The sequence below is a fragment of the Amycolatopsis sp. NPDC023774 genome (assembly GCF_040639695.1).
Lineage (GTDB): Bacteria > Actinomycetota > Actinomycetes > Mycobacteriales > Pseudonocardiaceae > Amycolatopsis.
In genome coordinates, this window is sequence record NZ_JBFAAJ010000001.1 from 336,061 (window position 1) to 360,079 (window position 24,019).

The window sequence follows — 24,019 nt, forward strand, 5'->3', positions numbered from 1 at the left end:
GGGCGACCACAGTGGACGGACCGGTCAGCCGGCGGTGACGGCCTCCACCGGCTCCGCCGCCCGTTCCGCGGTCACGCGGAAGAACTGCATCCCCGGGAAGTGCGCGGGCGCGACGATCGTGTCGGTGCCCGCGACCTGGCGCAGCCACTGCTGCCGGGTCAGCATCGCGAGCGACGGATCGCTGTCGCTGATGAACCGGATGTTCGAGTCGACCAGCTGCGCCGGCGTGTGGAGCACGTCGCCGAGCAGCACGACACGACGGTCGTCCGCGGTGATGTCCACGACGTAGTGACCCGGTGTGTGCCCGGGCGCGTGCCGCTCGATGACGCCCGGCGCGATCTCCACGTCGCCGTTCAGTGCACGCAGGTGTCCGTGGCTGCGCACGGTTTCCAGCCCGATCCGCGTCCAGTCGTGGCGTCCGACCGGCTCCACGAGTGCGGCCCAGTCCTGCGCGCCGTAGAGCACCGTGGCGTTCGGGAAGTACGGCTTCCCCTGCGGCGCCGGCCAGCCGACGTGATCGGAGTGCAGGTGCGTCAGCAGAACCGTGTCGACGTCGGCCGGTGAGCACCCGGCCTCGGCGAGAGCGATGGGCAGGCCGCCACCCGCGCCCATGTCGCCGTCGTCGGGCCGCAGGCCTTCCGGAACTCGATCTCGCGCGGGCCGAGGCCCGCATCGACGAGGATCGTCCGGCCGTTGCCGCGGAGGAGGAACGCACCCGTGGGCACGTGGACGGTGCCGTCTTCAGCGAACGCGTCGGGATGTCTTCCGGCGTCGAGTCCCGGGAAGAACGGCGCCGGCCGCCGGCGCCGGCCGTCGGCCAGCGCATGGATCTCGATGTTCCCCACCTCGATGGACCGCATGCACACGACCAAGATCACGCTTCCCGGAAATAACTCCGGGAAGTGACCTTCGTCTCAAGCGGAGCCTCAGGCGCCGACTGGGGCGCGCAACTCCGCCGTGGCGAACGAGGTGATGCCCTCCTCGAACGTGGTTTCCGCCGTGAACCCCAGCAATTTCCTGGCCAGAGCGGGGTCGGCGACCACATGTCGGACGTCCGCGGGCCGCGCGCCGCCGACGATCCGCGGCTCCGGTCCGCCGTACGCGCGCGCCAACTCCCTTGCGAGGTCGCCCACCGTGTGCGGGTCACCCGAGCAGACGTTGAGCGGCGTGATGTTGCCGCTCGGCCCTTCGGCGTGCAGCGCCAGGGCGTTGATGCGCGCGACGTCGTGCACGTGGACGAAATCCCGCTGCTGCCGCCCGTCCTCCAGCACGGTCGGCGCCTCACCGCGCTCGAGCGACGAACGGAACAACGAGGCCACACCGGCATACGGCGTGTTCTGCGGCATGCGCGGGCCGTACACGTTGTGGTAGCGCAGCGCCCACACCGTGCCGCCCGTCTGCCGCGCCCACGCGCCGGCGAGGTGCTCCTGCGCCAGTTTCGTTGCGGCGTAAGTACTTCTGGGTAGAAGCGGTGCACCTTCGGGCACAAGTTGCCAATGCAGCTCCACGCCACAGTCGCCGCACGTGGGCTCGAACCGTCCGGCGTCCACATCGGACTGCCGCCGTGGCGAAGGCGGCACGATCCCGTGGCGCGGGCACGAGTAGCGGCCCTCGCCGTAGACCACCATCGACGACGCGAGCGCGAGCTTGCGGACCCCGGCCGCGTGCATCCCGGCCAGTAGCACAGCTGTGCCGTAGTCGTTGTTCAGCGCGTACGACGGCGCGTCCGACGGATCGACGCCGTGCCCTACGACGGCCGCTTGGTGGCAAACCGCGTCGACGCCCTGGAGCAGCTCGGCGACCTCGTCCGGGTCCGTGACGTCGCCGCGCACGAACCGGTGGCGGCCCGTGTACTTCGGCGGTGTCGCCGTGCCGTGGGCAGTGGGCAGGAGGGTGTCCAGCACCACGACCTCGTCGCCCTCGTCGGCCAGTTGGTCCGCGACGTGGGACCCGATGAACCCGGCTCCACCGGTGATCAGTACTCGCACACCGCCGACGCTAGGGCGCGCGGACCGGACCACGCCCGTTCCCGCCGGACCACGTCACCGAATCGTCAGGAATCACCCGCCCACGGCGGCGGGCGGGTGCCGTCACCGGATACGGTGTCGGCATGGAACGGAGCGCACAGCGGCTGGGCCGGGCCCTCGTGGTGATCGTGGACGACCGGGTCGCCCACGGCGAGCACGAGGACAACACCGGACCGCTCGTCACCGAGCTGCTCGAAGAGGCCGGCTTCATCGTCGACGGCGTCGTGGTGGTCGAGGCCGAGACCGCCGGCATCCGCAACGCGCTCAACACCGCGGTGATCGGTGGTGCCGACCTCGTGATCACCGTCGGCGGCACCGGGGTGTCGCCACGCGACCGCACGCCCGACGCCACGGCCGGCGTGCTCGACCGGCCGATTCCGGGCATCGGGGAGGCGCTGCGCGCGTCGGGCCTCGCCGCGGGCGCGGTCGACGCCGGGATCTCCCGCGGCCTCGCGGGCGTTTCGGGCAGCACGCTGGTCGTCAACCTCGCCGGCTCGCGCGCCGCGGTGCGCGACGGCATGGCCACCCTGTCGTCGCTCGTGCCGCACGTGATCGACGAGCTCTCCGGCCTCGACGAGGTCTGAACCCCTCTTGCGCCTGGCCCGTCACCACGTGGGCCGGGCGATTCGCGTCTCTCTGTGCAGTTGTCAAACAGCGAGTGGGACGATGGGGTCATGCCACGTGAAGAACGCCGTCCCCGCGACCCCGCGGCCGAGCGCCGCCGGGTCGACGAGATCTTCGGTGACGTGCTGCCCGAGACCACCTCGGACGAGCGAGGGCTGAGCGGGGACACCCCGGACTCCTGGTACCTGGAGAACCGGCCACCGCACCACGACCGCTGACCCTCAGGCGTCCGACTTGGTGGCCTGCGCCCGCAACAGGTCGCGGATCTCGGTGAGCAGCTCGACGTCGGTGGGCTCCGCCGGACCCGGCTCCTGGCCGCGCTTGCGGCGCTCCTGAAGGTGCTTCACGGGCAGCACGAACAGGAAGTACACGATGGCGGCCACGATCACGAAGTTGATCGCCGCGTTGATCACGGACCCGAAGTCCAGGAATGTGCCCCTGTTCGAATCGAAGATGTAGAACCCGAGGCCCTGCGCGGCATCACTACCCCCGATGGCGTTGATCAGCGGCTTGATCAAGCCGTTGGTGAACGCGGTGACGATCGCGGTGAACGCGGCGCCGATCACGACCGCGACCGCCAGGTCCACGACGTTTCCGCGCATCAGGAAGTCCTTGAAGCCCTTCAGCATGTGCCACTCCTCGAGAGGTTCTACGGGGGTGCCGTCGCCCATCGGAACAGGGACGGGTTAGCGGAGAGTAACCGTAACCGGTCGTTCCAGCGACGTCGCGGCGACCTCGGTGGCAACGCTCACGGGCAGCGCGAGGAGCACCAACGGGCCGTGGTCGGGTGCGATCACCCCCTGACCCCCGCCTTCGGGACGGTGCACGGTGACCACCGTGGCGTCCTTCACCAGCTCAGCGGCGGTGTGTGTGGCATCGGGAGCCGCCACGACGCCGACGTGCTGACCCGGCCGCAGCAGCTCCGCGACGCCCGCGTCGGCGAGCCGCACGGCGACGGTGACCGTGCCGGAGTCCCCTTTGGCGGGGAGGGCCGTTCCCAGCAGGCGGACGTCTGTCAGCGGCTCCCCTGCCCGCGCGGCGCCGGACAGCAACCGGCCCACGGCCACGCCGACGTCGCCGAGCGCGCCGGCGGGCCGGACGTCGTCGGGAAGGTCGGCCAGCCTGAGATCGGCGGCGCGCAGCACGGAGCCCACGGGCAGGTCCCGCGCGGCCACCACTGTGGCTGTGGAAGGCGCACCACGAGCGGAAGCGGGGTGCAGAAGGAGGAGCAAGCCGGCCAGCAGCAGAGCCGCGGCCAGGAACCGGCGAAGCAGCCGGGCGCGCCTGCCGCGCAGCAAGTGCAGATCGGTCAGGCGGTTGAGCAGAGTGTCCACGGTCGTCCCCTCGTCGGTCCCCGTGCGGCGCGATGCCGCACGGAACCGACGTTAGGGACGGTGGTGACCAGCGGAAAGAGGAACTTCCGCGACCTGTGGACAACTACCCCCTTGTGGATAACCCAGGGAGTCAGGACGCGGTCGAGGCCGTTTTCGTCGTGGTCGAGGAGGACGATGAAGAGTCCGTCTTCGACTCGCTCTTGGTCTCCGTCTTGGTCTCGGACTTCGCCGGCGTGGCGGCCGCGGTCGAGGACTTCGACGAGTCACGCGAGTCGGTGCGGTAGAACCCGCTGCCCTTGAAGACCACGCCGACCGAGCTGAAGACCTTGCGCAGCGGACCGGAGCACTGGGGGCAGACGGTCAGGCTGGCGTCGGAAAAGGACTGCACGGCCTCGAAGCGGTGGTCGCATTCCTTGCAGGCGTACTGGTACGTGGGCACTGGAGCTCCTTCATGCGCTGGCACTCGTGAGACAAGAGTGCTAACCCGATTGTGCTGGACGGCATTCCCCGTGCGCAATTCCCCCTGGCTCACATCACTGCGGCAGTGGGCAACCGGACCAGACCGGTGGGGGTCAATGCCCCGGTCATCGGGACGTCGTGAGCCTCACCTGGGAGCGAATCCACCAGTTCCTCGGCCCGGACCACCGCGAACCGGTCCGCATCGCCCGAAGTGAGCGAACGGTCGTAGTGACCAGCGCCACGTCCGAGCCGCACCCCGCGGCGGTCCACGGCGAGCGCCGGCACCAGCACCACGTCGGCCTCCGACACGGCGTCGACGCCCAGCCTCGGCCCCGACGGCTCGAGGATGCCGCGCAGCCGGCCGGGCACGAGGTTCGACTCGTCCGTGTAGACGGCCCAGTCCAGCGGCCCGACGACGTCGGGGATCACCGGCAGTAACACCCGGGAACCGGCCTTGACCAGCGCGTTGAGCAGCGAAACGGAGCCCGGCTCGGTGTCGAACGGCACGTACGCGCACACCGTCGCCGCCGCCACCGAGGCGGCCACGGAAGCCAGCGCCTCGGCCTCCGCCGCGTGCTCCGAAGGGCTCACTGAGGCGCGCGCCTGAAGAACTCGTGCACGCCACTCCGCCTTGCTCAGGTGCTCATTGCCCGGTGCCAGCATGCGACCACGTTAGGCTTTGCGCCCATGACGGGCGCCTCAACCTCCCAGACGTTCAGAACAGCCATCGTGCCTGCGGCCGGACTCGGGACCCGGTTCCTTCCGACCACGAAGGCGGTGCCGAAAGAGCTACTGCCCGTGGTCGACACACCGGGGATCGAGCTCGTCGCGAGCGAAGCCGCGGCCGCGGGGGCGAAACGCCTGGTGATCGTGACCTCGCCCGGCAAGGACGCCGTGGTCAAGTACTTCGAGGCGCAGCCCGAGCTGGAGAAGACGCTCGAGGCGAAGGGCAAGACCGAGCTGCTCGAGAAGGTGCGCCGCGGGTCGCGGCTGCTCGACGTCGAGGTCGCCATCCAGGAGCAGGCACTGGGGCTGGGCCACGCCGTCGCGCAGGCCGAGCCGAACCTGACCGACGAGGACGAGGCCGTCGCCGTGCTGCTGCCCGACGACCTCGTGCTGCCCACCGGCGTGCTCAACCGCATGTCGGCAGTGCGCGCGCAGCACGGCGGCAGCGTGCTCTGCGCGTTCGACATCCCCAAGGAGCAGATCTCGCCCTACGGCGTGTTCGACGTCTCCGACACCGACGACCCCGACGTGAAGCAGGTTCACGGCATGGTCGAGAAGCCGCGGCCGGAAGAGGCACCGTCGACCTACGCGGCCGCCGGGCGTTACCTGCTCGACCGGGCGATCTTCGACGCGCTGCGCCGGATCGAGCCGGGCTCCGGCGGCGAGCTCCAGCTGACCGACGCGGTGGCCCTGCTGATCAAGGAAGGACACCCCGTCCACGTGGTCGTGCACCGCGGTGGCCGACACGACCTGGGCAATCCGGGTGGTTTCCTGCGCGCCGCCGTCGATTTCGCGCTTGAAACGCCCGAATACGGGCCATCGTTACGGACGTGGCTGACCGAACGGATCGGGACCGAACGCCCATGACGGACTCCCTCGACGCTGCCCCGGCCGAAGAGGCCCCGGAACCCGCGGAGGCGGAGCTGCGCTCTGTCGACGCGCAGATCGCGCTGACGCTGGACGCCGCCGTCCGGCCGCAGCCGGTCCGCGTGGCGATCTCCGAGGCACAGGGCCTGCTGTGCGCGGAGGAGGTGGTGGCCGAGCACGCCCTGCCCGGCTTCGACCAGGCCGCCGTGGACGGTTACGCGGTGCGCAGCGTCGACGTCCGCGCCGCCGGGGAGGAGCCGGTGCAGCTGCCGGTGGTCGGCGAGATCCAGGCCGGCTCCCGCCAGCCGCGGCGGCTGCAGCCGGGCCAGGCGGTGCGCGTGGACACCGGCGCGCCGCTGCCGACGCTCGCCGACGCCGTCGTGCCGACCGCCTACACCGACGGGCACCAGGCCAAGCTCACCGTGCACAAGTCCGTGCCCTCGGCGGCGTACGTGCGCCGCGCGGGCGAAGACGTGCAGATCGGTGACGTTGCCGTGCGCAAGGGCGACACCATCGGGTCCGCGCAGGTGGGCCTGCTCGCCGCCGTCGGACGTGCGAAGGTGCTGGTCTACCCGCGTCCGCGCGTGTCGATCGTTTCCGTGGGCGACGAGCTCGTGGACGTCGACCGCACGCCGTCCGTCGGGCAGGTCTACGACGTCAACTCCTACGCACTGGCCGCGGCCGCCCGCGATGCCGGCGCAGAGGTGAGCCGCGTCGGCATCGTGCCGAGCGACCCGAAGCGGCTGCGCGAGATCGTCGAGGGTCGGCTGCTGATGTCGGAGATCGTGGTGGTCGCGGGCGGCGCCGGCGGCGCTTCGGGCGACGAGGTGCACGCCGCGTTGGCCGACCTCGGCCACATCGACATGACGCGCGTGGGGATGCATCCGGGCTCCGTGCAGGGCTTCGGGCGGCTCGGCCCGGACTCGGTGCCGACGTTCCTCATCCCCGGCAACCCGATGAGCGCCCTGGTGGTGTTCGAGGTCCTGGTCAGGCCGCTGATCCGCGCCGCGCGCGGCACGCGCAACCCGCACCGGCGCATCGTCGGCGCGCGGCTGTTGTCGCCCATCACGTCGACGAAGGGCCGGCGCGGCTACCTGCGTGGCCAGCTGCTGCGCGACGAGGCCAACGGCGAGTACCTCGTGCAGCCGCTCGGCACGTCGGGTGCGCACCTGCTGGCGTCGCTGGCGGAGGCGAATTGCCTGATCACCGTGGACGAGGACCTCACCGAGGTGGCCGCGGGCGAGCAGGTGAAGGTCACGTTCCTCGCGCAGCGGGCGTAGTGGGCTCGTACTCGTATCCGGTCGAAAGCCGCCACCCGGGCTGGCCCGCGAAGCTCGGTGGGCTGCGCGTGCCGGCCGGGGTCGTCGGCGTGCGGCCCGTGCGGCTGCGCGACGCCGGCGAGTGGAGCCGCATCCGCCTGCGCGACCGCGAGCACCTCGAGCAGTGGGAACCGACGGGGATCGGGCCGTGGCCCGACCGCAATGCGTTCTGGTCGTGGCCCTCGCAGTGGGCGGCCCTGCGAGGCCTCGCGCGGCGCGGGCAGTGCCTGCCGTTCACGATCACGGTCGACGGAAAGTTCGCGGGCCAGATCACGGTGGGTAACGTCATCCGCGCCTCGCTGCGATCGGCCTGGATCGGGTACTGGGTGTCGTCGGACATCGTGCGCGGCGGGGTCGCGACGGCGGCCGTGGCCCTCGTGACGGATCACGCCTTCGAAGCGTCCGGCCTGCACCGGCTCGAGGCGACCGTGCGGCCGGAGAACAACGCGAGCATCCGCGTTCTCACCAAGGCCGGCTACCGGCAAGAGGGCCTCTTCGAGCGCTACCTCGACGTCGCCGGCGCCTGGCGCGACCACCTCTGCTTCGCCGTGACGAAAGAGGAGATCGGCGACGGCCTCGTCTCCCGGCTCGTGGCCATGGGGCGCGCCGACCTGCTCTGATGGTGACTAGGGGTCGGGTTCCGATCACGCTTTACCACATACTGTGAGATTCACCTAATCCGGTGAGGCAATTTCGTGATCGGACCCGGCGAGTCTGCGTCTCCTGTGTGACTGTTGTGGCTAGCGTGACTACAGCAGAGGATCGGGGGAGGTGACGGGAGATGCCCAGCTCGGTGATCATCGTCGCGCTCGCCGCGGCATGGCTCGTCGTTCTCGTGCCCATGGTGGCTCGCAAGCGCCAGCAGGTCGCACGGACGCCGTCGTCCGCGCTCGCAGCGCGCGTCGTGCGCAGCGGGGGAGCTCGCAACGAAGGACAGGAGGAGTTCGCCGTGTCCGAAAGTGCGAAACCTTCGGTGGAGGACGACCTCGCCGAACTCGAGGCGGAGCTCGACGCCGACCTCGAAGAGGAAGAACCGGAACCCGAGCCGCTGCCTCAGCCGGCCGCCGACGTGCGCGACGAGCCCGCCCGCTCGCGCCCCGGCTACCGACCCGGCCGCGGTGGCTTCGACCCGGAGGCGGCGGAGATCGCCGCGCGGGCGAAGTACGCGTTCCGCCAGCGGATCGTGGTGATCCTGCTGATCCTCGCCGTCGCGTCGGCCGCCTTCGCGGGCTTCGTGATGTCCGTGGTGTGGTGGGGCAACGCCGTCGTGGACCTGATCCTGGTCGGGTACCTCGTGTACCTGCGCCGCCAGGTCCGCATCGAAAACGACATCCGGCAGCGGCGCATGGCGCGGTATGCGCGGGAGGGACGGGAAGCTCGGGAGCCTCTTCCGGCACCGCGCCGTACGGAGCATCCTGCCGCTTCGGCCTCCGCTCCGGCTCCGGTCGCTTCGGAGGAAGATGACCACGTCGAGGTCGTTTCCCCCACGCCCCGCGAGATCGTGGAACGCAAGCCATCACCCATGTCCCGCATCCGCCGCCAGGCCGTCGTGGTCGACCTGGACGACGAAGACCCGGCCTTCGAGGAGCTCGACGAGCCCGGGACCAGCCCGTACCGCCGGGCGGTCGGGGAGTGACCCCCGGCGTTCGGTGCTCTTGGGGCGGCTGATACGCTCTACGAGCACTGAACAAGGGGCTCGCGCCTCTGAGGGGCTGTAGCGCAGTTGGTAGCGCGTCTCGTTCGCATCGAGAAGGTCAGGGGTTCGATTCCCCTCAGCTCCACGTAATTCGGGGCGAGTTGTGTTGGCGGAAAACGCCGACCGACTCGCTCCGTTTTGTTTTCTGGGGTGTAACCCCAGGCCCCGCCCGGGAGGGCTTCGCCCCCGGGCCCCGCAGTGGTTGCGTTAGGTGGGTGCCGGCGGAAGCTGGCCGAGCTTTTTGGTCGCGACGGTGAGGTGGCAGCCGATGGTGATCCCGATGAGGGTTTGCTTGTCGGCGCAGAACTGGTTTGAGCTGGCGTCGGTCTGGTTGTGGAAGAAGGCGTCGTGCGAGCCTGGGGCGTCGTGCAGGCATTGTGGCTGGGCTGTGAATCCGTCCTTCGCCGCGGTGGTGCCGACGATGGTGAGTGCGCGTTCGTTGGCGGCATCGGGCAGCTTGACGGGCACGACGTAGTTCTCGAGGCTGAGGTCTTCGCCCGCTGAGCCGATGCCCGGGTAGTCGTTGCCGCATGCTGCTCGGATCTGTTCGTTCGTCGCGGTCCACTGCTTGAGCGCGGGTATCCGGTCGCCGAGCGTGGTCTGGAGGTCAGTGGCCATCCTGGTACTGCTTGGCTGCTTCGTCGATGTCGGGAAGCTTCATGAGCTTGGTGGAGGCGGCATCCTCATCTGCTCCCGGGGTGAAAGGGTCGGTCGGCTTGCCGCAACTGTCGAGCAGTTCGGCGGACTACGTGCCGCTGGAGGAGTGGTATATCGAAAACCTCGAACGTGCCGGCAACACCGCGCTGCTTTCACAGGCCGCATGCCTCGCTCGAAATCCGGCCGCCCCAGTCGCACGGCGCCGTCCCCGTTCCGGTGACGGCCTTCGATGGGCCGCCGACGTGGTGAATCTCGATCCCGCCTTGCTGGCCGTCCTGCGCTGGGCCGCGACCGATGCTGCTGCCGAGGGTGTCGAGATCTTCGTCAACGGCGGGTGGCGGTCACCGGAGTACCAGGAGTGGCTGCTCGCAGACGCCGTGGCGCGGTACGGCGTCTGCGGCTGAAGCCGCGCGCTGGGTGGCTGCTCCGGATACATCCGCTCACGTGTCGGGCACGCGGTGGACGTCGGGCCGCCGACGGCCGGGACCTGGCTGTCGGAGCACGGTGTTCGGGATGGGTTGTGCCAGATCTACCGGAATGAGCCGTGGCATTACGAGTTGCGGCCGGAAGTGGTCGAGGGTGGTTGTCCGCCGATGTATGCGGATCCGTCGGAGGATCTCCGGATGAGGCGGTGACACCGTTGCGCGGGCTAGGCTGATCGCCAAGGTCAGGTCGCGACGGGGAGGCCGCACGCTGATATGGCAGGGGAACCGGGCTACCTCGGCTCAGCGGGCGCGGTTTCGTGTCACGTGGCGCGCACGGATCGGCCGTGGGAAGCCGGTGTCGACGCCATCGTGATTTCCGTCGGCGGCACGCTCGGCACCCTCGGGCACGCGGTCAGCCGGGAGTTTCCCGACGTTAACTGGGAAGCGATCGCCTACGACTCGATCACGCCGGAGCTGCCGCAGGTCCTCGATCTGCGCGACACGGTCTCCGGTTCGCTGAGGTTCGTACTGCTCGCGACACCCCACGACGGTGGTTCCTTCCAAGACCCGACGCTGCCTGCGATCGCAACGTCCACCGAAGCCGTCGTGCAGACGGCGGCAAACGCGGGCGCGGTCGCGTTGGGCTTGCCGCTGCTGGGCGCGGGCAGCCTCGGTTTCGAGCCGGACGCCGTTGCTGCCGTGGCCATTCCTGCGGCGGTGAAGGCGCTTCAAGGCGCCGACGACGGAGGTCTCCGACGACTTGTTTTCCTTTGCCGCGACAGCGCGACGGAAGCCGCGATCCGAGCGGCCTGGAGCGGCGAGACGTGTGCGGCCGAGCTGGCCGGGGGCGTTTCGAGTGACCGGGTCGACCCCAACGTCGGGATTCCGCTCGAGCGCGACCGCCTCGGGGTCGCGCCGTACGTGTCCATGATGGCGACGGTGATCGCCGATCGCAGCACCCCGTTGCCGTTGTCCGTCGGGATTTTCGGCGAGTGGGGGTCGGGCAAGAGCTACTTCATGGGACTGCTGCGGGAAGAGGTGAACCGGCTGGCGGGCTCCGGCAACCCCGCCTACACGCACGAGGTCGTCCAGATCGGCTTCAACGCCTGGCACTACGCCGACACCAACCTGTGGGCCAGCCTCGGCGACGAGATCTTCCGCCAGCTCGCCGGACCCGGCCCGAGCGCGCAGGAACGTCGGATGAAGCTGCGACAAGAGCTCAGCGGACGGCTCGGGCAGGCCAAGGAACTCGAGGACGCGAAGGACCAGGCGCAGACCGCAGTCGCCAAGCTCCAGGCCGACGTCGACAAGGCCACTTCAAAACGCGAAACCACGGGAAAAGCCCTTGTCCACGCGTTGGCGGGTTCACCGCAGGTGTGGCGGCACCTCGGCGTGCAGGACGAGGCCGAGCAAGGCGCGTTGCTGGTCGAGCAGCTGCGTGGCGCGCTGACCGAGGCCGACGCGCTGCGGAGATCGCCCAAGGACCGTTGGGGCAAGGTCGCGCTGGCCGCGGCCGCGGTCATCCTGCTGGTGGGCTTCCTCGTCGCCGTAGTCGCGCCGGCCGCATGGCAGTGGCTGACTGCGGCGGGCGCCGGGTTCGCCGCGCTGGCCGGCACCGGGATCGCGTTCCTGGCCGGGCCAGATCGGGAATCCAGGCGCTGCGCGAGCTCGGCGACCAGCTGCGCAGCGGGATGGACCAGGCCTCGCCGGAAGTCGCCGGGTTGCTGGACGAGATCCGCAGGACGGAGGCCGATCAACGGGTCGCCGAGGCACAGCTGGACGAGGTCGTGGCTCGCGTCGGTGAGCTCGGTCGCCGGCTGACCGAGCTGACGCCGGGCCGGAGCCTCTATACGTTTCTCGCCGAACGCGCGCGCGACGACTCCTACCGCCGCAACCTCGGCCTCGTCTCGACGATCCGGAAGGACTTCGAGCAGCTCGTCGAACTGATGGCCGACTGGCGAGCGCATCCCGAGCCGGGTGGCAAGGCGATCGACCGGATCGTGCTGTACATCGACGCCCTCGACCGGTGCAGCTCGCGGCAGGTGGTCGAGGTGCTCGAGGCAGTCCACCTGCTGCTCGCGCTGGAGCTGTTCGTGGTGGTGGTCGGGGTCGACCCCCGGTGGCTGGTGCGGTCGCTGAGCAGCCACTACGACGAGATCCTCGCGGAGACGCCCGCCGGCGGGCACGTGACGCCCGAGGACTACCTGGAGAAGATCATCAACTTGCCGCTGGTTCTGCCTGGCATGTCGTCGGGAAGCCTGCGCCGATTGCTGCGCTCGCTCGTGCCGGAAGAGAGCATCGAAGACCGATCCGTGCCCGAGCCGCTGCTCCGATCGCCTGTTGTGCGGCAGGCCGTTCCGGACGTCGAAGTAGGGTCCGAAGTGGACAGGCGACGGCGGCCCGAGCGCGCCGTGAAACCGCCACGTCCGCTCACCGACCGGGAGATCGAACTACTGTCCTCGTTGGACCGGCTGGTCGCCACGCCGCGCGAGGCCAAACGGCTGTTCAACCTGTACCGGATGCTCCGCTCGACCCGGGATCTGTCCGAGGCGTCGCGGTTCCTCGGCGAAGACGGGGAACCCGGTGAGTACCAGGTGGTCGTCGCGCTGCTCGGCTTGCTGACCGCGCCGGCCCATCTGCTGGGCATGGCGCTGGGCGGCCCGGCAGACGCGAGCCGGTCGATCCGCGGTGGTCTGGCCCGCCGCTCGAGCGAAGCGACGTGGGCCGAGTTCGTCGCGGATTGCGAGCCCCGGCGCGAGGGCGAGCGGTGGCGGAACGCGATCGTCGGCGTCCTGGGCGAAGAAGAAACACGAGACTGGCTTCGGATGTACCGGGGGCTTGCCCAGGTTTCGGCTGCGCTGCAAGTGGACGGCCTGGCCCACTTCCAGAAGTGGGTTCCGGTGATCCGCCGGTTCTCCTACGTGCTCTAGCCGGCGGAGTGACCTCAGGCCGGGATGCGGGCCGACTCACCAGGCGTGTCGGCCCCGAAGCGGGAGATGTCCGTGATCTGCGCCTGCGGCACGAGCCAACAGATCTCGAACTCCAGCCCGTCCGGGTCCTTGGCGTAGAGGGCTTTCGTGGTGCCGTGGTCGGTGGAGCCGACGAGAGCGCCCGCGGCGGTGAGGGCGTCGAGGTAGGTCTGGAGGTCCGCGAGGGTGGGGACTTCCCACGCCAGGTGGTAGAGGCCGACGGAACCCGAAGGGGCCGCGGTGGCGTCCGGGAGGGTGAAGAGGCCCAGGTCGTGGTCGTTGTGGGAGTCCGGGGCCTGGAGGAAGACGGCGCGGTCCGAGGTGTGCACCGCGCGGAAGCCCAGGACGTCGACGTAGAAGGCGCAGCTGCGGGCGGCGTCGCGGACCCAGAGCACGGCGTGGTTCAGACCTCTGATCGGCATGGCAACTCCTTCACGGCAACGACTTCACAGCGGTAGCGAGAACGCGGAACCGCCTTCGTGCCACCACTTCCGGTAGAACCGCGAGTCCTCGACCAGGGCGAGGTACCCGGCGTCGATCTTGGCACACATCTCGTCCACCAGCGAAGCGATCGGGGAGTCGGTGCGCCACGCGAGGACGAGCTCACGATACAGCGGGGTGCCGGTAAGCGACACCGTCGCGATGCCCGTGCGGTCGGTGCCGATGGGGTAGAGCAGGCAGATCGCGCGGCCCTCGGCAGTGAGGGCGAACGCGACGTGCGCTTCGTTCGTCAGGTGTGTGATGCGCTGGTCGAAGCCGGCCGACGCGCAGGTGCGGGCGAAGAACTCGTTCATCCCGCTGTCGTCCGGGTCGGGCATCACCCACTTCTCGCCCGCCAGGTCGGCCAGCGCGACCTCTCCGCGCGCGGCCAAGGCGTGGTGTTCCGCGACGCCGATGAACAACGGCTCGCGCAGCAGCAAGCGGTGCTCGACGCCGTCGGGCGGGATCAGGGGGAAACTCGGGAACGCACGCATCACGGCGACGTCGAGCTCACCCGAGCGCAGCAACGCCGTCAGCGCGCTGGTTTCGCGGATCGTTCGGCTGGTGACTTCGCGCCGAGGCAGCATGGTCGTCAACGTGTTCACCAGCAGGCTGAACTGCTGCGCCGGAATCCCGCCGACGCGCACGGGCACGCCCGCTTCGTGTTGCGCGATGACGCGCGCCGCGCGTTGCAGGGCGTCGAAGCCGTGCAGCACTTTCTGCGCGTCGCGCACCAGCTCCGTGCCGGTGTGGGTGGGCAGCACGCCTTCAGCCGAACGGACGAACAGCGATCCGCCGAGGAACTGCTCGATCCGCTTGAGCTGCGTGGTCACCGCCGGTTGCGTGAGGTGCAGGCGGGCCGCGGCTCTGCGCAGGCTGCCCGCCTCGGCGATCGCGACCACGAGCTCGAGGTGCCGGATTTCCAGGCGCATGGGGAAAACATTATCGCCGGATGCAATAGGGCCGAACCCGTGATGAGCATGGCCACACCGCATCGCGCCTGGTTACGGTGCCGGGCGTGACATCTCTGGTCCCCGTTCCGCTCATCGGGAAAACGAAGCTTCCCGTGCTGTTCTCCGAAGAAGTGCTGCAGCGGTTCCTCGACGCCGCAGCCATCGAATACGCGTTCATCACGCCCGAAGAACCGAGACCGTGTTTCGCCGTGCTGCTCGGCACCTGCGCCGAAGACGCGCTGATCGTCTCGGACCTCGCCTTCGGCCGCAACGCGCGGGTCACCGACCCGAGCGCACGCGAAGATTTCGCGACCATGATCGTGCCGAAATTCGGCCCCGCGTATGAGAATTCGGTGCGCGCGTGGTGGCTCGACCCCACCGACCTGCTGCGCATCACACGCGAGGCCGGCGCGCGCGGTCTGGACGTGCTCGGCTCGGTCCACTTGCACCCCGACTGGCATCGCCTCGGGCCCGAATGCGAACGCGGCCGCCCGCTGAGCGAACGCCCGACGCCGATGGACGCGTACGTCTTCCGCAGCGCGGGCTGGCCGCTCAATGTCGTCTGTTACCTCGAACGCCGGCACGGCGAGTTCTACTACTCGCTGGCCGCGTGGAACGGCGACTGCGAATCGCTGCCACTGCGCGTAGGGATGGTGGCGGCGTGAACGAGTCGTTTCGCGCGCTCTGGCGCACCATGGCCGACGGCTGGGCGCGCGGGGACGCAACGCAGTTCGCTTCCGTCTTCGCGTCCGACGTCCACTTCGTCAACGTGCGCGGCGAAGCGCTCGTCGGCCGCGAAGCCGTGGAAACGGGCCACGCGCAGCTGTTCGCCACGGCGTACCGCGGCACCACGTTGTCCGCCGAAGTCACGTTGATCCGTCGCCTGTCGCCGGAGCTTTCGCTCGTGCACGCAACATCGGAGATCGGGCCCGCCGGCGTGGTGACGCACGCGCAAGCCGTGGTCCGCCACGACGGCGAACCGACGATCACCGCTTTTCACAGCATGATCCCGAAGGGACCCACCGCATGACCCGCCCCCGCCTGCGTCATCTCGCCTTCGTCGTACAGGACGCGAAGCGCATGGCCGCGTTCTACTGCGAGCAGTTCGGCATGGAGCTGTTCCACACCGACCCCGACGGCAGCCACTTCGTGACCGACGGCTACCTCAACCTGGCGCTCATCCAGCAGCAGCTCGACGGCGACGTCGCCACCGGCCTCAACCACTTCGGTTTCCAGGTCGCGGAAATCTCGCCCATCGCAGACAAGCTCGCCGAAGCGGGCGTTCCCCGACCGGTGCTGCGCGGCGGGGACCGTCCGTTCGCCGAGTACCGCGCGATCGACCCGGAAGGCAACTGGTTCGACCTGTCCGAGCACGGTTTCCTGCCGCCGGGCCTTGAGAAGTAGCTAGCGCAACGCGGCCACGAGGTCGGTCGCGATGCGGTGCTCCACGTCCGCGGGCAGGGTTGCACCTCGGCGGCCAGGCCGCCCGCGGCGACGGCAGCGAGGCTCCGGGCCTGCAGCGTGAGGCCGAGATCCATGGCCTGGATGGAGTTTCCGTTGGCGGCCGTGAGGTTGAGCATCCGGCCCTGGTCGAGCAGCACGATCTCGCGGCCGTCGTCGAGGACGTGGCCCGTGCGTCGCGAAGGTGCGCCGTACTCGACGGTGCGGACGGTTTTCTCGGCGAGCACCGCCCGGTCGATCTCCCACGCGAAATGCCCGACGCCGGCGAGTACCGCGCCGTCGCGCAACGCCGCGAACTCGGCCGCGCCCAGCACGCCCGGGTCGCCGGTGGCGGTGAACACCAGCTGCGCGTCGGCCACGACCTCGGTGGCAGTACCGATGCTGTGGCCGTTGAGGATCGCTTCCAGCGCGCGCATCGGGTCGGTGTCGCAGACCGCAACGCGCGCGCCGAGCCGGCTCAACGTGTCGGCAACGCCCTTGCCGCACGGTCCGTAACCGAGCACCGCGACCCGCGTCCCCGGCACCATGAGGTTGGTGGCGTTGAGGAAGCCCTGCACCACGCTCTGCCCGACGCCGAACTCGTTCTCCACCAGGAGCTTCAGCCGCGAGTCGTTGATCACGACCACGGGCTTGCCGAGCCGCGCTTTCGTTTCGCGCAGCCGGATTCCACCCGTGGTCGTCTCCTCGGTGCCGCCGAGATAACCCGCCGGCGTGCCGGAGCCGAGGAGCGAAACGGTGAGGTCGCCGCCGTTGTCCAGCGTGAGGTCGGGCTCGACCTCGAGCACGCGCTCGATGTTGCGGGCGTGTTCGGCCTCGCCGTCACCGCGGCGGGTGAACACGGCGACGCCCAGCTCACCCAGGGCGTCCGCGACGTCGTCGTGGGTGGTGCCGGGCGAGCCGGTGAGCCGCACGTCGACGCCGGCGCGCACGAGCAGCGTGACCAGCGCGGCGGTTTTCGGCTCGACGTGCAGGCACATCGCCAGCCGCTTGCCGGCGAGCACCGGGGTCAGCTCGGCGACCGCCTGCGCGGTGAGCGGCATGTGCTTGAGAGCCCAGGCCGTGGCGGGATGGGTTTCGGGCATGACTGTGTTCCTCTTCGGTTGTGGGTGACGTTCGAACGGGGACGGAAGACGTCGTCAGCCGTAGAAGTCACACCGGTAGGAGTGGTCGCCGAAGATCGGCGTCACGAGCTCCTGCCGACGAGTGCACACACCACCACGATAGCCGAGGTCAGAGCGGATGCTCCAGCCACACGTTCGGCTCCACGTACACGCCGAGGTCCTGCGCCACCGACCCCAGCACGGGCGCGATCCCGCCGGGCACGGTCGTGAGGCCGTCGCCGGGCCGGACTCCCGTCCAGGCCTCCCACTGGTCCAGCGTGCCGGTGACGATCATCGCGAACGGCGCGATCTTCACCAGCCGCGCGCCCAGCCGTTCGTGGTTGCGCAGCCACGGATCCGCCGACCGGCCATGCTCGTCCCGCCGAGCCACGTAGTCCACAATGGACTCGAACGCGTGGTCTGCCTTGCCCGTCGGACGCGCCGGCACCACGAGCCGCGACAGCCCCGCCCGCCGGGCTCGGTTCTTCAGCTCCATAAGCGCCAGCGCCGCGACGCCTTGGCCCCGTGCGCGCTCGGCGACGTTGACCTCCAGCGCCACCAGTGTGGTCGGCTCGCGCCCGTCCAGGACGTCCTGCGCGGCCCACAGCAGTGCGCCGTCCCAGCCGTGGTCGGGCAGCTCGGCCCGCTCCTCGGTCGGGTACGCCACGGGGATCGCCGCCGCCCGGGCCACCGGCACGTCGTCTTCCAGCAGCACCAGGAAGAACTCCGGCCAGCGCGCCGCCAACCTCGCGGACGCCGCGAGGTCGCCGATCACGTCGTGCGCCAGGAACTCCCCGCCGACCACACCCAGCTCCAGCGCGGGACGGCGCAGGTCCGGCCGCGTCGCGAGGTCCTCGACGCGCACGACCGGCTCGCCCCTCACGACCGGGCACCGCTTCTCCCGCCGGAAGCCGGGGGCGGCTCCGGACGAGGGGCGAGGTGACCGGCAACGTTCATGGCTCGCAGGGTAAACCGCGAATCGTCGGGACAGCCCCAGAATATGGTCACCGCACTGGCAGGGCCTGCCGGCGCCGGGCCAGCGCGGCCGGGTCGAGCGTGGCGCGCGTGCCCGCCTGATGGCCTTCGCGGTACCCCGAACCCGAGAGCCGGCGTGGCGCGGCCGCGCGCAGGTCGCCGTACTCGCGGTCGAACGCGCTTTGCACGAGCGTGTTCCGATCGCGCACCACCAGCTCGGCCGACTGCCCGCCCGAGCCCGGGTGCTCGCGCACTGCCGTGTCCTCCGCCCGCACCAGCCGATCGTGGACGGCGCGCGCGAAGCCGTGCAGCCACGTGCGGCGGTACGCGGCGAGGGATTCGCGGAACACCCGGTCGTCGGGCCGCACGCGCGTGAGCTGGGTGCTCGCCTGCAGCAACAGGCTCGTGAACAGCAGCTCCACCCGCCCGAGGTCGGACTTGAACCCGAACACCGTGACCGTGTCCACGCCCTGGCCCACGCGGTGCAGCAACGTGCGGCAGCGCAACGGGTACGCGATATTGGTGAGCAGGCTCGCCTTGTCGCGGCTGTACGGGTTTTCGATGGGGATCTTCAGCACGGTGATGTCGTCCGAGCCCTGCCCGGCGGCGGCGAGCATCGCGTTGTCGATGCCGTACCGGGCGATCAGCTCGGCCGCCTTCGTGTTGTACAGCTCGCCTTCTTCCGCGGTCACCGCCGGGTCTTCGGCCTTCGCGAGCAGCTTGCGGATGCGCTCCAGCTGCGTGTCGTGGGCGGGCATGATCCCCCTCTCCTGCTGGGCCGGGCCAGGGCGGGCCGGCGTGGGGTCCAAGGTAGGCGCGGGGTACGACAATATTCGATCAGGTGTTCGGGCGCGTGGCAGGGTGCCCGCGTGTCGATACGATCCGTGAGTGGATTCCCGTGTTGAGGCCCCTGACGCGGTGGTCGTCGGCTCCGGGCCCAACGGCCTGGCCGCCGCCGTGCTGCTGGCCCGCGCCGGTCTCGCGGTCGACCTCCACGAAACCGCGCCGGAGCTCGGCGGGGGCGCGCGCTCGGCCCGGCTGTTCGACGCCGACGTGGTCCACGACGTCTGCTCGGCCGTGCATCCGATGGCTGTCGCCTCGCCGTTCTTCCGGGGCTTCGACCTCGCCGCGCACGGCGTCGAGCTGTGCCGGAGCGAAGTCGCGTACGGGCATCCCGTCGACGAGCGCCGCACGGGCCTCGCGTATGCGGACCTCGCCCGCACCTGCGCACGGCTCGGCCCCGACGGTGAGCGCTGGCGCCGCCTGATGGGACCGCTCGTCGAGCACACCGCCGAGATCACCGACCTGCTGCTCAGCGATCTCCGGCATCCGCCGCGCCCCTCCCTCGCCGCTCTGTTCGCGCCACGGATCCTCGCGCTCGGCACCGGCGTCGACGAAGTCCTGTTCCGCGGTCCCGAGGCCCCCGCACTGCTCGCCGGCGTGGCCGCGCACCCGATGGGCCGGCTGCCGTCGCTGGCCGGCGGGGGCACGGCCCTGCTGCTCGGGCACCTCGCGCACGCGAGTGGCTGGCCGGTTCCGCGCGGGGGCACGCAGGTGCTCACCGACGTGCTCGCCGCCGATTTCGTCGCGCACGGCGGTCGTGTCCACACCTCCAGCCGTGTCACGGACCTGCGGGAGTTCGCGGAGGCGCGCGCGGTGCTCCTGGACGTCAGCCCGCGTGGCGTGCTCGAACTCGCGGGTCCCTTCGCGCCGGCCGGTTACCGTCGCGCGCTCGAGAACGTGCGCTACGGACCGGGCGCGGCGAAAGTCGACTTCCTCGTGTCGGAGCCGATCCCGTGGCGGGAGCCGGAGCTGGCCCGGGCCGTGACCGTCCACATGGGAGGGACGGCCGCGCAGGTCCGCGCCGGCGAGAACACGGTGGCCGGTGGCCGGCGCGCGGAGGAGCCGTACGTGCTGCTGGCCCAGCCGATGGCCGCCGATGCCTCACGCGGGCTTCCGCACAAGCAGCCGATCTGGGCCTACGCGCACGTGCCCAACGGCGATCCACTCGATGCCACCGACGTCGTCCGCCGCCGCATCGAACGCTTCGCCCCGGGGTTCAGCGACACGATCCTCGCCTCACGCGGGGTTTCCGCGGCCGAGTTGGAGAACTACAACGCGAACTACGTCGGCGGCGACATCTCCGGCGCCGCCGTGACCCTGCGGCAGCTGCTCGCCCGTCCAGTCGTGCGCTGGCACCCGTGCACGACCCCGTTGAGCGGCGTCTACCTCTGTTCCAGCGCGACCCCGCCGGGCCCCGGTGTGCACGGCATGGCCGGCCTGCACGCCGCGAAAACCGCGCTGCGCAAGGAGTTCGGCCTCGCGTTGCCCGCCGGCTGGTGATCAGCCGCGCGGGCGGACCATGCCCGTCTGTCCGCCACGACCACGGCCTGCGCGCGGCTCGAGACGCCCAGCTTCGTCATCAGCCGGTCGAGGTGCGTCTTCACGGTCGCCCGCTCCCCAGCGGCCCGGCCGCGACGTTCGCGTTGGACGCGCAGGTGCCGACGAACCACAGCACCTCCAGCTCGGTCAGGCACCTCGGCTCGGGCTCGGGCTCGGCCGCCCCGGCGGCGTGCGCGTGAACGCCTCCACGAGGCGACGGGTGATCGGGAGGACCCCGGAGCTGCTCCCCGCCGAGCGTCAGCCCAAGTACGCGTCGAGCGTCACCGCGAGGGCCGATTCCGGCGACGGCGCGAAGCTGGCGCCCGCCAGCCCGCCCCACAGCCACAGCTGCGCGAGTCCGTGCAGCGCTGCCCACAGCGAGGCCGCGACGAGCCGTGGGTCGGTGCCGGGCTTGAGCCGGTCGTCGTGCGCTGCTTCGCGGTCGAGTCGCACGAGGTCGGCGAAGTAGTCGAAGACGGCGCTGCTCGCGGCCACCAGCCCGGGTTCGGCGGGGTCGATGAGGTCGCGGCGGAACATCAGCTCGAACATCGCGGGGTTGGCCAAGGCGAAAGCCACGTACGCGTGGCAGGCGGCCGTCACGCGTTCACGCGGGTTGCCTTCGGGCAGCTTCGCGCCGCGTTCGAGCAGCTGCGCGAAGCCGAGCGTCGCGACGGCCGACAGCAGCTCGGCGCGGCCCGAGAAATGCCGCAGGGGCGCGCCGTGCGAGACGCCGGCGGCCTTCGCGATACCCCGCAACGTCACGGCGTCCACGCCTTCGTCGGCGAGCAGGGTCTCGGCGGTGGTGATCAGCCGTTGGCGGGCGCTCACAGCTGCGCTTCGGAGAACGCGACGGGCAGCAGGTCGGGGCGCTTGGGGAAAAAGCCGTCGCCGGGCGAGCGGCCGATCAGGCGGTTGTGCAGGCGGGTGACGGCGACCGGCACGACCTCCTGCCAGAACCACCGCAGGTCCGCGCGCAGGCTCGGGCGCGTGGGGGAGCCGGGGAGCGGCTGGAGCCAACCGTCGTCGTGGCCGATGTGGAGGCGGTCGAGCACGTGGCCGGCCACGCGCAGGTGGCCCGCTTCGGACAGGTGCAGGCGATCGGGGCCGAAGTAGCGCGAGTCGTGGGCGGCGTGGTCGGGCCACAGGTCCACGAGTTTGGCGCCGTAGCTCACCGACGCTTGGCGGATGGCGTCGTTGAGGGCCGTCAAGCGCGGGTGCATGCGGGCGCCGAAGGGCATGCGGTGGGCGATGTCGCTCAAGGTGAAGGTGACCACGGTAGGTGCGATGTGCGTGCACCGGCGGATCGCGGCGTCGACGCGGCGCGCGACGGTGCGGGCGTTCCAGCCGCCGCTCATCACGTCGTTGCCACCGCCGAACAGGGCGATCAGGTCGGGCTCGTGGCGCTCGGCGGCGGGCAGCTGCTCGTCGACGATCTGGTCGAGGCGCCGGCCGCGCACCGCGAGGTTGGCGTAGCGGAAATCGGGCTCGTCCTGCGCGAGGCGGCCCGCGACGAAGTCTGCCCAGCCGCGGTACTGGCTGTGGTCCGGGTACGGGTCGTCGAGCCCTTCGGCGCAGCTGTCGCCGACGGCGACGAATTTCTGAAAGCCCATGTCGATCTCCGTAACCCGTGGTTCACCTTGTAGACACTGTCTATCAAACTGCAGTAGACGGTGTCTACGTGAGGTTCACTTCTTCATGGGCCCCGAGGTTCACCCGTGTGGGTTTTGCCGAGATATATCGGTCGGCGATACGTTGGTGCATGGCGATGTCCAAGCAGGTCTTCTTCATCCTCACCGCGCTTGTGGGCGAGCCGCGGCACGGCTACGGCATCGTCGGCGAAGTCGCGGAATTGTCGGAGGGGCGTGTGAAGCTCAAGGTCGGCACGCTCTACGGCGCGCTCGACCGCCTCACCGCGGAGGGCCTCGTGGAACACGACCGCGAAGAGGTCCTGAAAGGCAGGCTGCGCCGCTACTACCGCCTGACCCGCTCAGGCGCCGACGCGGTCGCCGCCGAGGCTGCCCGGCAACACGCCAACGCCGAGGCGGCAACGGCCCGCCTGCGCGGTTGGCAGGCGAGGCACGCATGAACTTCGTTGACCGGGGAGGGAAAGTGACGGAACTGGAGAGACGGTACCGAGCCGTCCTGCGGCTGTTGCCGCAGTGGTACCGGGAGCGCTGGGAGGAGGACATGGTCGCGACGTTCCTGGCGAGCGAGCTGGGGTCGGTCGAGATCGGCTCTGATGGTTCTGCCGGAAACCCTCTTGTGACAGGGGAGATCGTCGACGACGGCGTTGCCGGGTTCGACCACGCTGGGTCGGGTAATGGCTTGGCCGCGAGGGAAATGGCAGACGGCGGGTCCGCTGAGGCGCCTGGGATCGGACGGAGTGAGCCGGTGCGAGAAGCCGGGAGCCCTGTAGCCCCAGACAAAACAGCCGGCGACGCGCGTCCTGCCGCCGGGGTGCCCCGGCCGGCGCCCACTGGAATGGCGGCGCGAGACGGTGGGGGAGGAGTTTCCGCGAGTGATTTCGCCGAGCCGGGGTCGCGCGGTGGCGCGGCGGCGCGCGGAAGGGGCGGGTCCGCGGGAGAGACGGCTGGCGGGCCGGTCGTACTGCGGGGCCGGGGCAGCGGTAGTCCGCCGATGGCGCGGTCGGCCGCCGCACGCATGCCGGAGATGCGCTGGGGGGTTTCCGCGGATGTGGCCGAGGCTGGGGAGCGTGGTGTTGCCGCTGGGCCGGAGTGGGCTGTGGGTGGCGGACCCGCAGAGCGCGCGGATGGGGGTCGCGCTTCGGAGGGTGATCTCGCGGACGTGGCCAAAGCCGGGCAGCGTGGTGTTGTTGCTGGGTCGAGGCGGTACGTCGTGCTCTGCTGAAGGCGGCGCGCGAGGTCGGGTGCACGAGGGCCGCGGTGCTCGCGTCGTATTACACGTACTTCGACCGCGTGCACCCGGAATGGGGCCTGGCGGCGAAGCACCCGTACGTGCGCAGCCGGATCGAGCAGGTCAAGCTCGCCCGCGAGACGGCCGGGCCGGACCTGCCGGTGGCGGTCCTCGAGGTGCCGTACGTGTTCGGCGTCGCGCCCGGGCGGGTGCAGGAGTGGGTGGTGCCGGTGGTGAAGTGGGTGCGGTCGGCGGCGCCGCTGTTCGCGCCCCAGGGCGGCAGCGCGGCGACGAGTGCGCGCGGCGTCGGCATCGTCACCGTCGACGCTCTCGAGGACGGCGCCGGGCGCGGACATCCCCGTGGTCGAGGAAAACCTGCGCTGGACCGACATCCTCACCCGCCTGGCCGGCGCCGCGGGAAAGCCTCGCTCGGTCCGCACGTTGCCCGCCGGCGTCGTCCGCGCGATGTTCCGCCTCGGCGGTCGCGTGAACGCCCTCACCGGCAAGCAGCCCGGGCTCACCATCGAACACCTCGACGGGCTGTTCCTGCGCGAGCTGTTCGTCGACCCACCCGTCCACCGCTCGGTCGACGAGGCCATCCGGGAAACCGCGAAAGCCTGACCGCACAAGTCAACAAGGCTCAGGTCAGCCACGACCGGTGCGTCCGCGCCACCGCCGGCCGGGGTCCGCC

The 24,019-nt window shown here is 70.5% G+C and carries 30 protein-coding genes, 1 tRNA gene and 1 pseudogene; 16 read left to right on the forward strand and 16 right to left on the reverse strand.

The window, feature by feature from the left end:
• Window positions 1-24 precede the first annotated feature (24 nt).
• The 3 genes from AB0F91_RS01685 to AB0F91_RS01695 form a co-directional block, all read right to left on the reverse strand.
• The gene (locus AB0F91_RS01685) at window positions 25-612 is read right to left on the reverse strand and encodes an MBL fold metallo-hydrolase (RefSeq protein WP_360593837.1); all 588 of its coding nucleotides are present in this window, start codon (window positions 610-612) and stop codon (window positions 25-27) included.
• Window positions 534-860, reverse strand: coding sequence for a hypothetical protein (locus tag AB0F91_RS01690; RefSeq protein WP_360593839.1), 327 nt, complete (start codon window positions 858-860; stop codon window positions 534-536). Before AB0F91_RS01690 ends, AB0F91_RS01685 begins: the two co-directional genes overlap by 79 nt.
• Window positions 861-926: 66 nt before the next feature.
• A complete protein-coding gene (locus tag AB0F91_RS01695; protein WP_360593840.1) occupies window positions 927-1,988 on the reverse strand; it encodes an SDR family NAD(P)-dependent oxidoreductase in 1,062 nt (353 codons plus the stop codon).
• Window positions 1,989-2,110: 122 nt separating this feature from the next.
• Between AB0F91_RS01695 and AB0F91_RS01700 the strand changes: the two genes are divergently transcribed.
• A complete protein-coding gene (locus AB0F91_RS01700) occupies window positions 2,111-2,611 on the forward strand; it encodes a MogA/MoaB family molybdenum cofactor biosynthesis protein (RefSeq protein WP_220244409.1) in 501 nt (166 codons plus the stop codon).
• A gap of 90 nt (window positions 2,612-2,701) precedes the next feature.
• The gene (locus AB0F91_RS01705) at window positions 2,702-2,869 is read left to right on the forward strand and encodes a hypothetical protein (protein ID WP_360593842.1); all 168 of its coding nucleotides are present in this window, start codon (window positions 2,702-2,704) and stop codon (window positions 2,867-2,869) included.
• 3 nt (window positions 2,870-2,872) lie between these two features.
• Here AB0F91_RS01705 and mscL read toward each other — a convergent pair whose 3' ends face one another.
• From mscL to AB0F91_RS01725, 4 genes are all read right to left on the reverse strand, one after another.
• A complete protein-coding gene (gene mscL / locus AB0F91_RS01710) occupies window positions 2,873-3,280 on the reverse strand; it encodes a large-conductance mechanosensitive channel protein MscL (protein ID WP_360593843.1) in 408 nt (135 codons plus the stop codon).
• 57 nt (window positions 3,281-3,337) lie between these two features.
• Window positions 3,338-3,985: an SAF domain-containing protein gene (locus AB0F91_RS01715; RefSeq protein ID WP_360593844.1), complete on the reverse strand. Its 648-nt coding sequence runs from the start codon at window positions 3,983-3,985 to the stop codon at window positions 3,338-3,340.
• A gap of 130 nt (window positions 3,986-4,115) precedes the next feature.
• Window positions 4,116-4,424, reverse strand: coding sequence for an FmdB family zinc ribbon protein (locus AB0F91_RS01720; RefSeq protein ID WP_360593845.1), 309 nt, complete (start codon window positions 4,422-4,424; stop codon window positions 4,116-4,118).
• An 89-nt stretch (window positions 4,425-4,513) separates the two neighbouring features.
• Entirely contained in the window at window positions 4,514-5,107 is a 594-nt protein-coding gene (locus tag AB0F91_RS01725; RefSeq protein ID WP_360593847.1) for a 5-formyltetrahydrofolate cyclo-ligase, read from the reverse strand.
• Window positions 5,108-5,131: 24 nt separating this feature from the next.
• Between AB0F91_RS01725 and AB0F91_RS01730 the strand changes: the two genes are divergently transcribed.
• The 5 genes from AB0F91_RS01730 to AB0F91_RS01750 all read left to right on the forward strand — a co-directional run bounded on the left by AB0F91_RS01730 (window position 5,132) and on the right by AB0F91_RS01750 (window position 9,137).
• Window positions 5,132-6,037, forward strand: coding sequence for a UTP--glucose-1-phosphate uridylyltransferase (locus tag AB0F91_RS01730; RefSeq protein WP_360593849.1), 906 nt, complete (start codon window positions 5,132-5,134; stop codon window positions 6,035-6,037).
• Window positions 6,034-7,317, forward strand: coding sequence for a gephyrin-like molybdotransferase Glp (gene glp, locus AB0F91_RS01735; protein WP_360593851.1), 1,284 nt, complete (start codon window positions 6,034-6,036; stop codon window positions 7,315-7,317). The genes AB0F91_RS01730 and glp overlap by 4 nt, the downstream gene beginning before the upstream one ends.
• Window positions 7,317-7,976 (forward strand): GNAT family protein, encoded by a 660-nt coding sequence (locus AB0F91_RS01740; protein WP_360593852.1) that lies wholly within the window; start codon window positions 7,317-7,319, stop codon window positions 7,974-7,976. The genes glp and AB0F91_RS01740 overlap by 1 nt, the downstream gene beginning before the upstream one ends.
• A gap of 161 nt (window positions 7,977-8,137) precedes the next feature.
• Window positions 8,138-8,992, forward strand: a complete 855-nt coding sequence (gene glpR, locus AB0F91_RS01745; protein ID WP_360593853.1) for a gephyrin-like molybdotransferase receptor GlpR — start codon at window positions 8,138-8,140, stop codon at window positions 8,990-8,992.
• A 72-nt stretch (window positions 8,993-9,064) separates the two neighbouring features.
• A tRNA-Ala gene (locus AB0F91_RS01750) sits at window positions 9,065-9,137 on the forward strand.
• A gap of 122 nt (window positions 9,138-9,259) precedes the next feature.
• Here AB0F91_RS01750 and AB0F91_RS01755 read toward each other — a convergent pair.
• Complete coding sequence (locus AB0F91_RS01755; RefSeq protein ID WP_360593855.1) at window positions 9,260-9,670, reverse strand: LppA family lipoprotein; 411 nt, start codon at window positions 9,668-9,670, stop codon at window positions 9,260-9,262.
• A 41-nt stretch (window positions 9,671-9,711) separates the two neighbouring features.
• Here AB0F91_RS01755 and AB0F91_RS01760 point away from each other — a divergent pair, with 41 nt between their 5' ends.
• The 3 genes from AB0F91_RS01760 (at window position 9,712) to AB0F91_RS01770 (ending at window position 13,064) form a co-directional block, all read left to right on the forward strand.
• Complete coding sequence (locus AB0F91_RS01760; protein WP_360593856.1) at window positions 9,712-10,113, forward strand: hypothetical protein; 402 nt, start codon at window positions 9,712-9,714, stop codon at window positions 10,111-10,113.
• Between the two features lie 294 nt (window positions 10,114-10,407).
• The gene (locus AB0F91_RS01765) at window positions 10,408-11,955 is read left to right on the forward strand and encodes a P-loop NTPase fold protein (RefSeq protein WP_360593857.1); all 1,548 of its coding nucleotides are present in this window, start codon (window positions 10,408-10,410) and stop codon (window positions 11,953-11,955) included.
• Entirely contained in the window at window positions 11,922-13,064 is a 1,143-nt protein-coding gene (locus tag AB0F91_RS01770) for a P-loop NTPase fold protein (protein WP_360593859.1), read from the forward strand. Before AB0F91_RS01765 ends, AB0F91_RS01770 begins: the two co-directional genes overlap by 34 nt.
• Before the next feature lie 14 nt (window positions 13,065-13,078).
• On the opposite strand, the gene AB0F91_RS01775 is transcribed toward AB0F91_RS01770, so the two are convergent.
• Window positions 13,079-13,525 carry a VOC family protein gene (locus tag AB0F91_RS01775; RefSeq protein ID WP_360593861.1) on the reverse strand — a complete coding sequence of 149 codons (447 nt, stop codon included), beginning with the start codon at window positions 13,523-13,525 and terminating at the stop codon, window positions 13,079-13,081.
• Between the two features lie 24 nt (window positions 13,526-13,549).
• A complete protein-coding gene (locus tag AB0F91_RS01780) occupies window positions 13,550-14,515 on the reverse strand; it encodes a LysR family transcriptional regulator (protein WP_360593863.1) in 966 nt (321 codons plus the stop codon).
• An 86-nt stretch (window positions 14,516-14,601) separates the two neighbouring features.
• Here AB0F91_RS01780 and AB0F91_RS01785 point away from each other — a divergent pair, with 86 nt between their 5' ends.
• The 3 genes from AB0F91_RS01785 to AB0F91_RS01795 are packed head-to-tail and all read left to right on the forward strand — an operon-like array spanning window position 14,602 to window position 15,940.
• A complete protein-coding gene (locus AB0F91_RS01785; RefSeq protein WP_360593864.1) occupies window positions 14,602-15,201 on the forward strand; it encodes a hypothetical protein in 600 nt (199 codons plus the stop codon).
• Window positions 15,198-15,566 carry an SgcJ/EcaC family oxidoreductase gene (locus AB0F91_RS01790; RefSeq protein ID WP_360593866.1) on the forward strand — a complete coding sequence of 123 codons (369 nt, stop codon included), beginning with the start codon at window positions 15,198-15,200 and terminating at the stop codon, window positions 15,564-15,566. The genes AB0F91_RS01785 and AB0F91_RS01790 overlap by 4 nt, the downstream gene beginning before the upstream one ends.
• A gap of 50 nt (window positions 15,567-15,616) precedes the next feature.
• A complete protein-coding gene (locus AB0F91_RS01795; RefSeq protein ID WP_360595106.1) occupies window positions 15,617-15,940 on the forward strand; it encodes a VOC family protein in 324 nt (107 codons plus the stop codon).
• Window positions 15,941-16,083: 143 nt separating this feature from the next.
• On the opposite strand, the pseudogene AB0F91_RS01800 reads toward AB0F91_RS01795, so the two are convergent.
• The 3 genes and pseudogenes from AB0F91_RS01800 to AB0F91_RS01810 form a co-directional block, all read right to left on the reverse strand.
• Window positions 16,084-17,079, reverse strand: a pseudogene (locus tag AB0F91_RS01800) (adenosylhomocysteinase); the annotation flags it as partial.
• A gap of 148 nt (window positions 17,080-17,227) precedes the next feature.
• Window positions 17,228-17,962, reverse strand: coding sequence for a Long-chain-fatty-acid--CoA ligase (locus AB0F91_RS01805; RefSeq protein WP_360595107.1), 735 nt, complete (start codon window positions 17,960-17,962; stop codon window positions 17,228-17,230).
• 139 nt (window positions 17,963-18,101) lie between these two features.
• On the reverse strand, window positions 18,102-18,830 hold the full coding sequence (locus AB0F91_RS01810) for a DUF2786 domain-containing protein (protein WP_360593868.1): 729 nt from the start codon (window positions 18,828-18,830) through the stop codon (window positions 18,102-18,104).
• A gap of 199 nt (window positions 18,831-19,029) precedes the next feature.
• Here AB0F91_RS01810 and AB0F91_RS01815 point away from each other — a divergent pair, with 199 nt between their 5' ends.
• Entirely contained in the window at window positions 19,030-20,415 is a 1,386-nt protein-coding gene (locus tag AB0F91_RS01815) for an NAD(P)/FAD-dependent oxidoreductase (protein WP_360595109.1), read from the forward strand.
• Window positions 20,416-20,712: 297 nt separating this feature from the next.
• On the opposite strand, the gene AB0F91_RS01820 is transcribed toward AB0F91_RS01815, so the two are convergent.
• The gene (locus tag AB0F91_RS01820) at window positions 20,713-21,282 is read right to left on the reverse strand and encodes a TetR/AcrR family transcriptional regulator (protein WP_220244346.1); all 570 of its coding nucleotides are present in this window, start codon (window positions 21,280-21,282) and stop codon (window positions 20,713-20,715) included.
• Window positions 21,279-22,064, reverse strand: coding sequence for an SGNH/GDSL hydrolase family protein (locus AB0F91_RS01825; protein ID WP_360593870.1), 786 nt, complete (start codon window positions 22,062-22,064; stop codon window positions 21,279-21,281). The genes AB0F91_RS01820 and AB0F91_RS01825 overlap by 4 nt, the downstream gene beginning before the upstream one ends.
• Before the next feature lie 155 nt (window positions 22,065-22,219).
• On the opposite strand from AB0F91_RS01825, the gene AB0F91_RS01830 reads away from it, so the two are divergent.
• Window positions 22,220-22,540 carry a helix-turn-helix transcriptional regulator gene (locus AB0F91_RS01830; RefSeq protein WP_360593872.1) on the forward strand — a complete coding sequence of 107 codons (321 nt, stop codon included), beginning with the start codon at window positions 22,220-22,222 and terminating at the stop codon, window positions 22,538-22,540.
• A gap of 831 nt (window positions 22,541-23,371) precedes the next feature.
• Here the strand turns inward: AB0F91_RS01830 and AB0F91_RS01835 are convergent.
• Entirely contained in the window at window positions 23,372-23,647 is a 276-nt protein-coding gene (locus AB0F91_RS01835; RefSeq protein WP_360593874.1) for a hypothetical protein, read from the reverse strand.
• Window positions 23,648-23,688: 41 nt separating this feature from the next.
• Here AB0F91_RS01835 and AB0F91_RS01840 point away from each other — a divergent pair, with 41 nt between their 5' ends.
• Entirely contained in the window at window positions 23,689-23,949 is a 261-nt protein-coding gene (locus AB0F91_RS01840; protein WP_360593875.1) for a hypothetical protein, read from the forward strand.
• Window positions 23,950-24,019 lie beyond the last annotated feature (70 nt).